General features: G+C 74.5%; 11 protein-coding genes. 3 read left to right on the forward strand and 8 right to left on the reverse strand.

The window, feature by feature from the left end:
* Positions 1-464: 464 nt before the first annotated feature.
* The 4 genes from I3F54_RS25800 to I3F54_RS25815 all read right to left on the reverse strand — a co-directional run bounded on the left by I3F54_RS25800 (position 465) and on the right by I3F54_RS25815 (position 4,902).
* Positions 465-839 carry a hypothetical protein gene (locus I3F54_RS25800; RefSeq protein WP_240121303.1) on the reverse strand — a complete coding sequence of 125 codons (375 nt, stop codon included), beginning with the start codon at positions 837-839 and terminating at the stop codon, positions 465-467.
* Positions 840-1,093: 254 nt separating this feature from the next.
* Complete coding sequence (locus I3F54_RS25805; protein ID WP_240121304.1) at positions 1,094-2,041, reverse strand: MurR/RpiR family transcriptional regulator; 948 nt, start codon at positions 2,039-2,041, stop codon at positions 1,094-1,096.
* Positions 2,042-2,341: 300 nt separating this feature from the next.
* Positions 2,342-3,979, reverse strand: a complete 1,638-nt coding sequence (locus I3F54_RS25810; protein WP_374205965.1) for a phospholipid carrier-dependent glycosyltransferase — start codon at positions 3,977-3,979, stop codon at positions 2,342-2,344.
* 209 nt (positions 3,980-4,188) lie between these two features.
* Complete coding sequence (locus I3F54_RS25815) at positions 4,189-4,902, reverse strand: nucleoside/nucleotide kinase family protein (RefSeq protein ID WP_240121305.1); 714 nt, start codon at positions 4,900-4,902, stop codon at positions 4,189-4,191.
* 60 nt (positions 4,903-4,962) lie between these two features.
* Between I3F54_RS25815 and I3F54_RS25820 the strand changes: the two genes are divergently transcribed.
* Complete coding sequence (locus I3F54_RS25820) at positions 4,963-5,715, forward strand: beta-phosphoglucomutase family hydrolase (RefSeq protein ID WP_240121306.1); 753 nt, start codon at positions 4,963-4,965, stop codon at positions 5,713-5,715.
* A gap of 17 nt (positions 5,716-5,732) precedes the next feature.
* Here the strand turns inward: I3F54_RS25820 and I3F54_RS25825 are convergent, their stop codons facing one another.
* Complete coding sequence (locus I3F54_RS25825; RefSeq protein ID WP_240121307.1) at positions 5,733-6,701, reverse strand: hypothetical protein; 969 nt, start codon at positions 6,699-6,701, stop codon at positions 5,733-5,735.
* Positions 6,679-7,203 (reverse strand): hypothetical protein, encoded by a 525-nt coding sequence (locus I3F54_RS25830; protein WP_240121308.1) that lies wholly within the window; start codon positions 7,201-7,203, stop codon positions 6,679-6,681. The genes I3F54_RS25825 and I3F54_RS25830 overlap by 23 nt, the downstream gene beginning before the upstream one ends.
* A gap of 350 nt (positions 7,204-7,553) precedes the next feature.
* Here I3F54_RS25830 and I3F54_RS25835 point away from each other — a divergent pair, with 350 nt between their 5' ends.
* Positions 7,554-8,738, forward strand: coding sequence for a sulfite oxidase (locus I3F54_RS25835; protein ID WP_240121309.1), 1,185 nt, complete (start codon positions 7,554-7,556; stop codon positions 8,736-8,738).
* A gap of 247 nt (positions 8,739-8,985) precedes the next feature.
* Here I3F54_RS25835 and I3F54_RS25840 read toward each other — a convergent pair whose 3' ends face one another.
* Positions 8,986-9,192 (reverse strand): hypothetical protein, encoded by a 207-nt coding sequence (locus I3F54_RS25840; protein ID WP_240121310.1) that lies wholly within the window; start codon positions 9,190-9,192, stop codon positions 8,986-8,988.
* A gap of 249 nt (positions 9,193-9,441) precedes the next feature.
* On the opposite strand from I3F54_RS25840, the gene I3F54_RS25845 reads away from it, so the two are divergent.
* Complete coding sequence (locus I3F54_RS25845) at positions 9,442-11,727, forward strand: MMPL family transporter (RefSeq protein WP_240121311.1); 2,286 nt, start codon at positions 9,442-9,444, stop codon at positions 11,725-11,727.
* On the opposite strand, the gene I3F54_RS25850 is transcribed toward I3F54_RS25845, so the two are convergent.
* Complete coding sequence (locus tag I3F54_RS25850; RefSeq protein WP_374205966.1) at positions 11,693-12,793, reverse strand: PP2C family protein-serine/threonine phosphatase; 1,101 nt, start codon at positions 12,791-12,793, stop codon at positions 11,693-11,695. The two genes, I3F54_RS25845 and I3F54_RS25850, sit on opposite strands and share 35 nt — an antisense overlap.
* Positions 12,794-13,173 lie beyond the last annotated feature (380 nt).

The following is a 13,173-nucleotide window of genomic DNA, read 5'->3' on the forward strand; positions in this document are numbered from 1 at the left end:
GGGCCGGTGTACTGGTCCGCCGGGGATGCTCCGGTGCCCCGATCCGCCCTGTTCGCGGGCGGCGGTCCCGCTCGGCTCCGCCCGGGTGCGGGCCGGCCGGGGCGGCGGCGGGATCGGATCGCCGAGCGTGAGTCGGTGTTCCCCCGGCGGCGCCGCTGGAGGAGCGCCGCGCGGGCTCCTCGGCGCCGGCGTCCGGGGAGGAGCCGTTCCGGGCGTCATCAGGGCGCCCGCGGTGCGTTCCGGTACCGCCTGGGTCGCCGCTGGGTCGTGCGGCCGGTCCGACTCGGCTGGCTGCAGCGCCACGGTCCTGGTCGGTGCCGCCGGATCGGGCGTGGCACCGGATTCCGCCGGAAGTGGCGGGTTCACCGGCAGCGTCGTGAGCATGGTGCAGCCGGGGTGGCGTGTCGGCGTCGTGCACTCGGCCGTCGGGCGGCGGACGAGTCGGCCCGTCGGGCGGCGGACGGTCAGCGTGCGGCGTTGCGCTCCACGAGCGCCTGGGTGACGGCGCGCACGCTGCGGGCGATGTGCTGCAGCTGCATGACCTCGGCGGCGTACATCTTGATCGTGTGCTCGATGACCGACTCCGGCAGGCCGAGGCGGGGGAGGTCGGCGCGGGCGGTCTGCAGGGCGGTACGGGCGATGCGGATCTCGTGCTGCACCTGGATGTCGGCGTGCCGGGCGAGCAGGACCGGGTGGCGCAGCAGCGCCGGGTAGCTGGCGTAGCGCGCCGGCACCAGCTCGCGCAGCCACTTGGCCGCCGAGCGCTCCCAGTCGTAGGAGCCGGGGGTCTTGACCTGGCACGGCCAGTCCGGGCTGGTGCGCGTCGTGGTGAGAGGCATGGTGATCGCTTCCGGCGTCGAGTGGTGTCCGACGGTTTGGGGCGGCCCCGGTCTAGGGGATGACCGGGGCCGCCACGGGCGCTCGCCCTCGCGAGACCCGACCGAACCTTCCGGCCGCCGACGCGGGTAGGGGACGGCGACTGCGGCTGGTGCGGCCGTGAGCAGTATTTATATATGCCGTCGCCTTTGCAAGACGTATGAAAACATTCATGCGTGCTGGGGTTGAAAGCCGGGCGGTCAAGCCTGCCACGCGATCAGTCGCGCAGGAAGAAGTGGTGCTTGTCGGCGATCTGCTCGTACTCCTCCAGCCGCGCCTGAACACGCTCCGGACCTGCGTCGGTCATCGCTTGGAGCAGCGCCGCGGCCATGAGCCCCGGGGCGGCGTAGGAGTCGAAGACGAGCCGGGAGCCGGTGCCCGTCGCGAACACCACGTCGGCCTCGTCGGCGACCGGCCCCAGGGCGAGATCGGTGATCAGGGCCACCTTCAGCCCCGCGCTGCGCGCCACCCGGACGGCCGTGAGCGTCTCCCTGGCGTGCCGCGGCAGCGAGAACGCCAGCACCCACGAGCCGCCCGCCTCCCGGGACTGCAGCAGCGCGTCGTAGGCCACGCTGCCGCCGAGCGTCACCAGCCGCACGTCCGGATGGATACGGCGCGCCGCGTAGGCGAAGTACTCCGCCAGGGACGCGGAGATGCGCAGCCCCAGGACGGTCAGCGGCGCCGACTGCGTCAGCCTGCGGCCGATGTCGATGACCTGGTCGGGGTCGGCGAAGTCGCGGCGGAGGTTCTCCAGGTTCTCGATCTCCGCGTCCACCGCGGCCTGGAGCTCGTTGCTTCGGTTGGCCTCGTCCGCGGCCGCACTGCCGCCGCGGCTGCCGAGCGTGATCGCCTGGAGCCTCTCGCGCAGCGCGGGGTACCCGCTGAAACCGACCGCCGCCGCGAACCGCGTCACCGACGGCTGGCTCACCCCCACCCGGTCGGCGAGGTCGGTGATCGACAGGAACGCCGCCTCGGTGATGTGCTCGATCAGGTACTGGGCGATGCGCCGCTGCCCCGGGGACAGCCGGGGTTTGTCGAAGAGCGTCCTGAGCTGGGAGGTCGGGGATGCCTCCACCTCCGGCGCCGTCTTCCCCGAGGTGATCGCCGATGCCTGCGCGCGTGCCTGCTGCAGCGATGGCACGGATGCGCTTCCTTTGTCTCCCACGGTGTTTCAACATAGCTCACCCACCGCGGTGACCAGGGCCGGCCGGTCGCCGTTCGCACACCTCGGACATCTCGGGAACCGCCTCGGCCGCACCGGAACCGCACGCGCACGACCTGCGCGAACGACGGGTGCGCCGTGACGCGCCTCCCGGACGACCATCCGGCCGGGGAGCCGCGAGAGCGCTCCCTGCCAGGCCGGGCAGGCGGCCGCCACCGGCCCTGCCCGGCGGCAGGCACGGGACGCGGCCGAGGTTCCGCCCGGCCGTTCCGGGGAGCGGTGGCCCCGCCCGGCCACTGGTCCTCACCGCCGGTAGATCGTGATCGAGTGGCCCACGTCGTCGACCGCACGACTGCCGGCCAGCAGCACGGCCAGCCGCCCCCGGGCCTTGGCGGCGGCCGAATCCGAGACGACCAGCAGCCCGTGCACCCGGCCGGGCGGCACCGTGCGCGGATCCCGCGCGCGAATGCCGTAGTACGACGGCACACCGCTCCCCTTGTACACGAGCCAGACCTGCTGGCCCGCGTAGCGCCCGTGCAGCCGGGCCGCCAGCCGGCCCAGGTCCTGACCCCAGTCCACGTTCGAGTCGTGCAGCAGCAGATGCGTGCGGGACGGCCCGCCGAACGCCTCGTTGGCGTACGGCAGGTAGTACGGGAACGTCCGCCCCGAACCGACCGCCACCCAGAGCGCCAGCGCCCCCGCCACGGCCGGTGCCCAGCGGCCCCTCGGCACGACCGCGCACCCCGCCGCCACCGCCCCGAACACCGGGACGCACAGCGCGTACCGGGTGCCGAGGTCCCGGGACCCCTGCATCGCCGCCACCAGCACCACGGCCGCCGGCGCCAGCACGTACACCGCCGCCGGCCGCAGCCGACGCACGGCCAGGAGCGCGCCCGCACCCGCCGCCGCCAGCAGCATCAGCCCGAGCGGGGTCTTCACCAGCAGCGCGGCCGGCAGGTAGTACCAGCGGGACCCGGTGTACAGGTCGCCGAAGAGGAAGCCCTGCCAGGGCCGGTCCTCGAAGGCGAACTGGATGCGCATGCCGTCCCGGTAGGCGCCCGGGAACGGCATCGCCCGCACCAGCAGGGCCCGCAGCCCGTGCACGGCGGGCACCGACTCCGGCGGGGGCCGGCGCAGCCGCGGATCGACGACCAGATACGCCGCCCACACGACGGCGACGGCCACCGCGGCCACCGCCGCGGCACCTGTCACCGCCCGCCGCCGGCCTCCCGGCCGCCACGACCCCGCCGCCACCCCCGCCAGCACGAGCAGCACCGGAACCGCCGGCAGCGCGCTCATCTTCGTCGCCAGCGCCGCTCCCAGCGCCGCCCCGGCCGGCGCCAGGTACCGGCCGGGGCGGCGCCGGGCCCGCCACAGCAGCCAGACGGAGGTCAGCAGGAAGCCGGCTGTCGGCACGTCCAGCGTCGCCAGCGAGCCGTGCGCGATCACGTCCGGCGTGAAGACGTACAGGGCGAGCGCCACCAGACCGCCCGCCGGGCCGGCCAGATCGCGGGCGAAGGCGAACACGACCAGCCCGAACAGCAGCGTCAGCGCGATCACCGGCAGCCGGGCCCACAACATCAACCGCCCCGGATCGTTGCCCGACCCGTACAGCAGATGCCGCCCCACCTGCCCCTGGTCGCCCCGGAAGGACGCGTCGAACCGCGGGCCGGCCGAGGCCACCCCCACGGCGACGACCAGCTTGCCCAGCGGCGGATGCTCGGGGTTGAGGCGCAGGCTGTGCTCGCGCAGGTAGACGGCGGCCGTGCCCACGTACACGGGCTCGTCCACGGTCGGGGTCTGCTGCACGGCGGTGGTCACCATGGCCACGGCCATCTGTCCGAGCAGCGCGGCCACGACCAGCGGCAGCAGCCACCTCGGCAGCCGGAAGCCGGGACCGGGCGGGTCCGGGGCGAGCCCCCCGATCTGGTCGTTCGTCATCGTCCGTCCCACGGTGCCGCCCGCCGCACCGGGCGGCACCCCCTCACCGGTCGCCGCGACGGACCGTCCGCCGCGTCAAGGGGTACGGACCGCAGCGCGCCGGAGTTCACCTCGACGCCCCGCCGTACCCCCCGCACCGGGTCCGGTCGCGCCCCGGCGCCCACCGTCCCGGCGCGCGGCACCCGGCGCGGCGCGCCCGGACGGCCCGGTCAGCGTCCGCCGTCCGCGCCCACCCCGTCCGGTCCGGCGTCGCCTTGCAGAGACCCGGGGTCCTTGGGCCGGCCCACGTCGACGTCCCGCACCACCAGGTCGGCCCGCTCCCGCGTCGTCGCCACCAGCTCGGCGTTGCGCCGGTCGCTGCCGAGGGCCCAGGCCACGGCCTCCTCGTGGCCCTTGCCGAACTCCTCGTGACGGGCGATCAGCCGCCGGAGCCGCTCCGGCTCGTCCAGCTCGCAGAACCACACCTCGTCCAGCTGGGCCCGCACCCGCGCCCACGCCCCGGTGTCCAGCAGCAGGTAGTTCCCCTCGGTCACCACCAGCCGGACGTCCGGCGGCACCGGGACGGCGCCGGCGATCGGCTGCTCCCACACGCGTGCGAAACCGGGTGCGTACACCACGTCCCCGTGCGTCTCCTCACGCAGCCGCCGCAGCAGCGCCGCGTACCCGGCGGCGTCGAAGGTGTCGGGAGCCCCCTTGCGGTCTCGCCGTCCGAGCCGTTCGAGTTCGGCGTCGGCCAGGTGGAAGCCGTCCATGGGCACGTGGGCGGCCCAGGGCGGCCCGTCCGCGTCGAGCGCGCGCACCAGGGCCTGCGCGAGTGACGACTTGCCCGCGCCGGGGCAGCCGGTGATCCCCAGGACGGCACGCCGCCGGCCCCCGGCGAGGGCGCGGGCACGGGCGAGGAGAGCGGCGAAGTCGATCGGCACACAGGAGAGTCTGGCAGCCGCCCGGGCCGCGGGGAGGCACGATCGGGGAACCTTGCGGGTATGACGACGGAACTCGGACTGCCCGACGACATCCGGGCCTGCCTCTTCGACCTCGACGGGGTCGTCACCCGCACGGCCACGCTGCACGCGGCGGCCTGGAAGGAGACGTTCGACGCCTTCCTGGAGGAGAGGGAGGGCGCGACGCCCCTGCGCCCGTTCGACGCGGCCGACTACGACGAATACGTCGACGGACGCCCCCGCGCCGACGGCGTGCGCACCTTCCTCTGCTCCCGGGGCATCGAACTGCCCGAGGGGGAGAGCGATGATCCGCCGGACGCCGACACGGTGCACGGCCTCGGCAACCGCAAGAACGCCCTGCTGCTGGAGAGGATCCGCACCGAGGGTGCCGAGGCCTACGACGGCAGCGTGCGGTACGTCGTGGCGGCCCGCGCCCGCGGACTGGCCACGGCCGTCGTCTCCTCCAGTGCCAACACCCTCGACGTGCTGCGGTCGATCGGTGCAGAGGGCCTGTTCGACGTCCGGATCGACGGGGTGGTGGCGGCCGAGCGGAGACTTCCCGGCAAGCCGCGCCCCGACACCTTCCTCGCGGCGGCCGCCGACCTCGGTGTGCCGCCCGCCCGGGCCGCCGTCTTCGAGGACGCGCTGGCGGGGATGGACGCGGGCCGTGCCGGCCGGTTCGGCTACGTCGTCGGCGTCGACCGGGCCGGGCAGCGGGACGCCCTGTACGCGCACGGTGCCGACCGCGTGGTGGCCGACCTGTCCGAACTGCTGTCCGACCGGCCACGGGGCTGACGGCGCGTACGGCCGGCTCATCGCACCCCCAGTTCCGCCCGCCATCTGACGATCTGCCGCACCGGATCGCCGGTGCAGGACCACGGCGTGAGGGTCGCCCGCCGCCCCAGCATCCGGAGCAGCGGGGCCGCGACCTCCGCGACCCCGGCCCAGCAGGCGGCGTGGGCGAGGCAGTTGACGTCCCGTAACTCGAGGGGGGACACCGTACCCTCGGGGCGGGCCGTGATCCACCGCTGCCAGGTGCGCCGTACGTCGTGCGCCGCCCCGTCGTGGCCCAGGTGCCGTCCCGGCTCCGGCACCCCGCGGGTGCCCTGGGCCGCGTCGCGCGCGTAGCGGTACTCCTCCACACGCGCGTACTGCACCAGCACCGGCAGTGGGCACCCCACCGGCGCCACCTCGGCGGCGTCGCGGGCGAAGTCGTACATCAGACCGTGCGTGCCGTGCCAGCGGGCGGAGTAGTAGCGCAGCACCTGCAGATGGCCGTCCACGCTGTACGGGTCGCGGCGGTGCAACTCGTCCCACCAGCGGGCCAGATCCCGGCGGCGCACCCCCGCCGGGTACAGCCGTGCCACGGAGATCAGCGAGATCCACGGTGTCGGATCCTCGGGGTACGCCTCGGCCGCGGCCAGGCACGCCAGCGCCGCGGCATCGACGTGGTGCGGGTCGACGGGCACGCCGCGACCGGCAGCGGCGGCGAGGTGGAAGGCGCGGGTCGCCTCCGTCGCCGCCCGCAGCACCCGTGCGTCGGCGCTGTGCGGCTCGGCGGCCAGCCAGCTCTCCACCGCCGAACACTCCGCACAGGTCCGGGCCAGCGCCCTGACCCGGCGCCCGCGCACCGCCCAGTCCGTGCCGGAGGCGCGCAGCACTGCCCGCAGGCCCTGCCAGCGGCCGATGACGATGTCCCGACGGGCTGTGGTCAGTGCGGTGTCCCCGCCGTCGGGGTCGAAGTCGAGGGTGAATCCGTCAGAGGCGTGGTGCCGTGCCATCTCGCGCCCCTCGGGAATCGGTGGGGGAACCCTCAGGGTCCCGTACGCGGGCCGGAGATCGCCTGCCCGGGTCGTGGCCGCTCTCCACGGTGCGAGCGGCATCCGGGCGCTCCGGGCGGTGATGTTCGCCGCCGCGGCGGTACCAGGACATCGGCACCGGGCCGGCGGCCAGCCCGCCCGGGCCGATCGCGGTCGCCGTGCCGCCGGAGTCGCCCGGTGACCCGGCGGGGACCCAGGCGAGTGCCGCGAACAGGACCAGGATCGCCGACTCCACCCCCGGCAGCGGTAGTTGCGCGCGCACGCCACCCCGGTCACCGCCGAGCACCACGGCCAGCACGCGGTAAGGCAACGCGCCAGGGCCCGCGACTTGGACCGCGCCGACCGGGACGGCCGTGGTGCCGGCCAGCGAGTGGGCCGGGGCGTTGCCCGCGACCGCCGTCACCACGGTGTCGAACATGCTCGGGGCGCCCGGCTGCAGACCCCTGCCCCTGCTGTGGCTCATGGTTGCGCTGCTTTCCGTCTGCACGACGCAAGGGCGTGAGATCCCCGGCGGCGTAGGGATGTGGGGGTGGCGGCCGCCACGTGCCGGTTCGGGGGTGACCTCCGGCCGGGCGGCGCGCAAGCGCTGGTGGGTCCGTGCCACCGCTGCGTTGACGGACGGTCACACGGAGTGTGCGAGCGATGATAGCCCCGGGTGGCACCCTGCCGGGACGAAAGTCCGTGCACCGGGCGTCACGGACCGTGGCCGAGCCCCGTCACCGAGGGCGGAGGCATCGCCGCGGCCGGTCCCGTACGGAGGGCGCCCGCACGTCGTGCCGTGCCGGGCGGGCTCGGCGGAGCGATAATTCCCCCATGGGCCATCGACTCGCCGACGCGAGCGCGCCCGCCCGGCTGGCCGCCCCGGACGAGGGCATCGGCCGCGACGAGCTGGCGCTCGCCACCCGCAACCACGGACTGCCCCTTGAGGCTCTGCGCCACGAGATCACCCCGCCGGGCCTGCACTACGTCCTGACGCACTACGACGTCCCGTACGTGCCCCCGGACACCCCCTGGACCCTGACCGTGGGCGGCCGCGTCCGCCGTCCGCTCCGTCTGGACCTCGCCGACCTCAGGGCCTTCCCACAGGTCACCACCCGGGTGACGCTGGAGTGCGCGGGCAACGGACGCGCCCTGCTCAGCCCCCGCCCGGTCAGCCAGCCCTGGCTGGTCGAGGCGGTCGGAACCGCCGAGTGGACCGGCGTACCGCTGCGGCTGCTGCTCACCGAGGCCGCCGTCGAAGCGGACGCCGCCGACGTGGTCTTCACCGGTGCCGACCACGGAGTGGAACGCGGCGTCGAACAGGACTACCGGCGCGCCCTGCCCGTGGACGTGGCCACCGGTCCCCGTCCCGAGGTGCTGCTCGCACTCGGCATGAACGGCGCCCCGCTGCCGCCGCAGCACGGCCACCCGCTGCGTCTGATCGTCCCCGGCTGGTACGGCATGGCCCATGTGAAGTGGTTGCGCGACATCACCGTCACCGACACGCCCTTCACCGGGTTCCAGCAGTCCGTGGCGTACCGGTTGCGGCAGGACCCCGAGGACGAGGGCGAGGCCGTGACCCGTATCGCCCCCCGCGCGCTGATGGTGCCGCCCGGCTTCCCCGACTTCATGTCCCGCACCCGTGTCGTACGGCCCGGCCCGGTGGTCCTCGAAGGACGTGCCTGGTCGGGGCGGGCACCGGTGACGCGCGTCGAGGTCAGCACGGACGACGGTGCCGGCTGGCGGGACGCCGCGCAGGAACCGGACACCGGCCACCCCTGGGCCTGGCGCGGCTGGCGGCACACCTGGACGGCCACGCCCGGCGCCCACGTCCTCGCGGTGCGCGCCACGGACGCCGAGGGCGCGGCGCAGCCCCTGGAGCAGTCCTGGAACCGCGGCGGCTTCGCCAACAACCTCGTCCAGAGGGTGCCGGTCCTCTGCCTCGAACCGGAGGACCGGGACGGACGGGACCGCGAAGGCGGCGACCGTCCGGGCCGGACGGAGAGCCGGGGCGACTGAGACCCGGCCGGGCCCGGCGGGGGCGGTCCGGTCGCCGGGTACAGTCCGCCCGGGGCGTGTGGCGAAGGTCCGGCCCGACCCGCGGCGCCTGGCACGCGCTCTCCCGCTCTCGGTCTCACCCGTGCGGGCCCGTGCTGCCGGGATCGCCCACGTACGCCTCGTACGAGGGCGACCCCCCTCCTGGCGATCGCACGCACCGGACCCCGCGGGGCCCGCCCCCGGGCGGCCGGCGCCGCTTGCGCCACACCTAGGGCAGCAGCTTGTCCAGGGCGGCGGGGCCCTCCTGCGCCAGCTTCTGCCTGGCCCATTCCAGGTTGCGCGGTGTGAGGTCCCGGCCCGCGGCCAGCACCACGTCCTCGGGCGTGACGTCGGTGCCGGTGCGCGCATGGAGCAGTCGGTCGGGAGTGGTGCTGTCCCGGGGCGACCGGGACCCTTCGGGCTGTGACGGCGACATGGTTCGAGCTCCTCCTCCGGTGCGGAAGGATGCGGCGGCCCGGTGTGGTCATCGGGTCCACTAACACCATTCCCCGAGGCGGCGCACCCTGCATCCGGAGGACGCGGGCCGCCGGAGCCGTCCCCGCCGCGCCGCGGCGGTCGCCGCTCCCGAGCCGCGTTCCCGAACGGCGCACTCCGGGATGCCGGCCCGGTCGGGCCGGCGTGGAATGGGAAGGCCGGAGACCCACCCAGCGGAGAAACCGAGGCCATGTCACCCACCCAAGAGCAGGCCGGGGGACGGACCGCACGAGGGGCCCTGAGACGGCTCGGGGAATGGTGCGCCCGGCACTACCTGATCGTCATCATCTCCTGGCTCGTCGCCCTCGTGGCGTTCCAGGGACTCAACCGCGCCTTCGGCGGGGACTACTCGGACAACTTCGCCCTTCCCGGTACCCAGTCGCAGCAGGGACTGGACGTGCTCAAGCAGCACGACCCGCAGGCCGGCGGCTACAGCAGCCAGATCGTGCTGCACGACGCCGGCCAGTCCCTCACCGCCCTCGGCACCCCCATGGCCGACACCGTCGCCGACCTCCAGAAGCTGCCGCACGTCCTGTCCGTGCAGAACCCGCTCACGCCACCCGGCGGCACGTCCCAGCAGACGCAGCAGAGCAGTGACGTCGGCCCCCTGTCGTCCGACGGCAAGACCGCCTACATCACCGTCCGCTTCGACGTGCAGCCCTCCACCCTCGGCAGCGACTACCTGAACGGGGTCGACCGGGCGGTCAGCCCGTTGCGGCAGGCCGGCGTGGAGGTCGAGTACGGCGGCCCGCTCGGCGAACTGGCACGCCCGACCCCCAAGGATCGGCTCAGCGAGGCGATCGGCTTCGGCGTGGCCATCGTGGTGCTGCTGATCGGCTTCGGCAGCGTCATCGCCGCACTGCTGCCGCTGCTGTCCGCCCTCGTCGCCGTCGTCGGCGGGCTCGCCCTGCTGGGCCTGCTCGCCGCCGCCTCCACCTTCGCCACGGTCTCGCCGACCCTGGCCACGATGATCGGCCTCGGCGTCGGCATCGACTACTCCCTGTTCCTGCTCACCCGCCACCGGCAGGACCTGATGAACGGCGCGGAACCCGTCGGGGCGGCGGGGCACGCCGCCGCCACCAGCGGCCGGGCCGTCCTGGTCTCCGGCTGCACGGTGATCGTCGCACTGTGCGGCCTGTACGCCTCCGGGGTGTCCTTCATCGGCAAGCTGGGCGTCGCCGCCGCCGTCACCGTCGTCTCCGCCGTCACCGGCGCCCTGACCCTGATGCCGGCGCTGCTCGGCCTGCTCGGCAAGCGCATCGACCGGTTCACGGTGCGCCGAGCCGTCGCCGAGACGGGCGGGGAGCCGGGCTCCGAGCCCCAGGGCACCTGGCACCGGTACGCCAAGCGGGTCGAGCGGCGGCCCTGGCAGTACCTGGCCGCGGGCGTCACGATCGTCGCGGTGCTCGCCATCCCCCTGTTCTCCATCCAGCTCGGCCACATCGGGGACGGCGCCGACCCGACCTCGTTCACCGACCGGCGGGCCTACGACCTGATGACGGACGCCTTCGGGCCCGGCTCCAACGGCCCCATCACCGTCGTCATCGACCAGACCTCCGTACCGCAGTCCGACCGCTCCGCCCTCGCCTCGCAGGCGCAGAAGACGCTGGACGCCGTACCGGGAGCCGCCACGGTGACACCGCTGACGCCCACCCAGGACGGGGACGTCCTCATCTCCACCGTCTACTCGCAGCAGTCCCCGCAGAACGCCGCCACCACCGACCTGGTCAACCGTCTCGGTGACGACACGCTCCCGCAGGCCGTCTCCGGGACGGAGGCCCACGGCTACGTCACCGGCACCACCGCCGCCCAGGTCGACTTCCGGGACATCGTCGCGGACCGGCTGCCCATCATCATCGCCGTCGTGGTGGGTCTGGCCTTCCTGATCATTCTGGTGGTCTTCCGCGGCCTGCTCGTCGCGGTCAAGGCGGCCGTCCTCAACGTGCTGTCGATCGCCGCCTCCTACGGCGTCGTCGTGGCCGTCTTCCAGTGGGGCTGGGGCGGCCCCGCCCTCGGCGTCAACGGCACCGTGCCCATCGAGAGCTACGTGCCCATGATGATGTTCGCCATCATCTTCGGGCTCAGCATGGACTACGAGATCTTCCTGCTGTCCCGGGTGCACGAGAACTGGCTGCGCACCGGAGACGCCGAGGACTCCGTCGCCCACGCGCTGGAGATCACCGCCCGGGTCATCACCTGCGCCGCACTGATCATGGCCAGCGTCTTCGCGGCGTTCATCATCAGCGACAGCATCGTGGTCAAGATGCTGGGTCTGGGCCTCGCCGTCAGCGTGCTCCTGGACGCCAGCGTCGTCCGCCTGCTGATGGTGCCCGCGGTGATGACCCTTCTCGGCCCCCACGCCTGGTGGACACCCCGCCTGCTCGACCGGATCCTGCCGCACGTCGACGCCGAGGGAGACCACGAGGCGGCACCGGCGGGCGTCAGCGGGCCTCCGGAGCGAGGGCAAGCATCGTGACGTCGTCCGCCACGTTCGGGCTGTAGCGCTCCAGGTCGGCCCACAGCAGCGCGGTGAGCGCCGGGAGGGGGACGTCGGTGAGAGGTGCGAGCCGTTCGGCGAGCGGATAGAAGGCACCGGAGGCGTCCCGCGCCTCGATGACACCGTCCGACACCAGCAGCAACCGGTCCCCGGTTCGCAGGACCACCGTGCTCGCGCACGGCGGCGCGCGTTCCGGGAGCCCCAGACCGAGCGGCAGCCACGGCTCGACCGCCACCTCCGTCGCCTTCCCCGCACGCAGCAGCAACGGCGCGGGATGGCCGCAGGACACGGCGCGCACCGTCCGTCCGTCTGCGCCGAACTCCAGCAGGACGGCCGTCGCGAACAGCTCGGCGTTCGGCGTGTGGGCCGAGTCCGTCACCAGCCTGCGGTCCAGCCGGGCGGCCACCGACTCCAGGTCAGGCTGGTCCAGCGCCGCCTCCCGGAAGGCCCCCAGCAGGGACGCCACCGTGGCCACGGCCGCCAGCCCGTGTCCCTGCACATCCCCCAGCACGGCCCGCACCCCGTAGGGGCCGCCGCGCACGTCGAAGAAGTCACCGCCGACGAGCGTCCCCCGTTCGGCAGCCCGGTACAGCCCCGCGCAGCGCACCGGACCCACCCGCTCGGGCACCGGCTGGACGATGGCCCGCTGCGCCGCAACGGCCACCGTCCTCTCCAGGTCCAGCTGGGCGTCGCGGCGGCTGCGCACGAACGACACGAAGACGCTCAGCAGGGCCACGAAGCCGATGGTCGACAGGTCGGTCTGGCCGGGCTTGTCGAGCTGGAACGCGGGCAGATTGAGCACCGCGATCACCACACCGCCCAGCACGGCGGTCCCCAGCGGCCCGTACGACAGGACGGCCAGCGGCGGGATCGCGCTCAGCAGGAACCCGATGTCCAGCGGCTCGCTGCTCGCCAGCGTGGCCGCACACACGGCGGCCACCAGCGCGATCGGCAGCGCCCGCACCCACCAGGGCGGGGGCGCGCCGTGCAGCCAGCCGCGCCGGTCACCCGCCCGGCGCGGTGACAGAACGCGCACACCGGCCACACGACCACGCTCCTACGTCGGGCCCGGCCGTGCACGCCGGGGACAGCCGGTGCCGGGTGTCCCCGGCGTGCACGGCCGGACCGTGAGCTGTCACCGTCGGCCCGGCCCGGGCGGGGGTGGGGGACGGCGCCGGGGACGGGGCGAGGGGGCCGGGACGCCGGTGCCTGTCCGGGCGCTGCGAGGGCGCTGCGCCGCGCGGTCCGCCGGGGCCGGTGCACGAGGGGGACCCGGGGGAGTGGCGCGTCGCGGGACGCTGCACGCCCCGCACCCGCCTCGGTCCCACCGGCGCCGTCAGTGAGCGTGCCGACGCCCGCCAGGGCTCGACCTCGGCCGCGTGGAAGGCGGGAACGAAGATCTTCCCGCAGAAGAGCGAAGCGGCC

Source organism: Streptomyces sp. MUM 2J (assembly GCF_022414535.1).
Lineage (GTDB): Bacteria > Actinomycetota > Actinomycetes > Streptomycetales > Streptomycetaceae > Streptomyces.

Bases quoted from the DNA above. Each gene is read 5' to 3' on its own strand.
- I3F54_RS25800 (WP_240121303.1), bottom strand. From the start codon at position 839: ATGCCTCTCACCACGACGCGCACCAGCCCGGACTGGCCGTGCCAGGTC.
- I3F54_RS25810 (WP_374205965.1), bottom strand. From the start codon at position 3,979: ATGACGAACGACCAGATCGGGGGGCTCGCCCCGGACCCGCCCGGTCCC.
- I3F54_RS25820 (WP_240121306.1), top strand. From the start codon at position 4,963: ATGACGACGGAACTCGGACTGCCCGACGACATCCGGGCCTGCCTCTTC.
- I3F54_RS25825 (WP_240121307.1), bottom strand. From the start codon at position 6,701: ATGGCACGGCACCACGCCTCTGACGGATTCACCCTCGACTTCGACCCC.
- I3F54_RS25830 (WP_240121308.1), bottom strand. From the start codon at position 7,203: ATGAGCCACAGCAGGGGCAGGGGTCTGCAGCCGGGCGCCCCGAGCATG.
- I3F54_RS25835 (WP_240121309.1), top strand. From the start codon at position 7,554: ATGGGCCATCGACTCGCCGACGCGAGCGCGCCCGCCCGGCTGGCCGCC.
- I3F54_RS25840 (WP_240121310.1), bottom strand. From the start codon at position 9,192: ATGTCGCCGTCACAGCCCGAAGGGTCCCGGTCGCCCCGGGACAGCACC.
- I3F54_RS25845 (WP_240121311.1), top strand. From the start codon at position 9,442: ATGTCACCCACCCAAGAGCAGGCCGGGGGACGGACCGCACGAGGGGCC.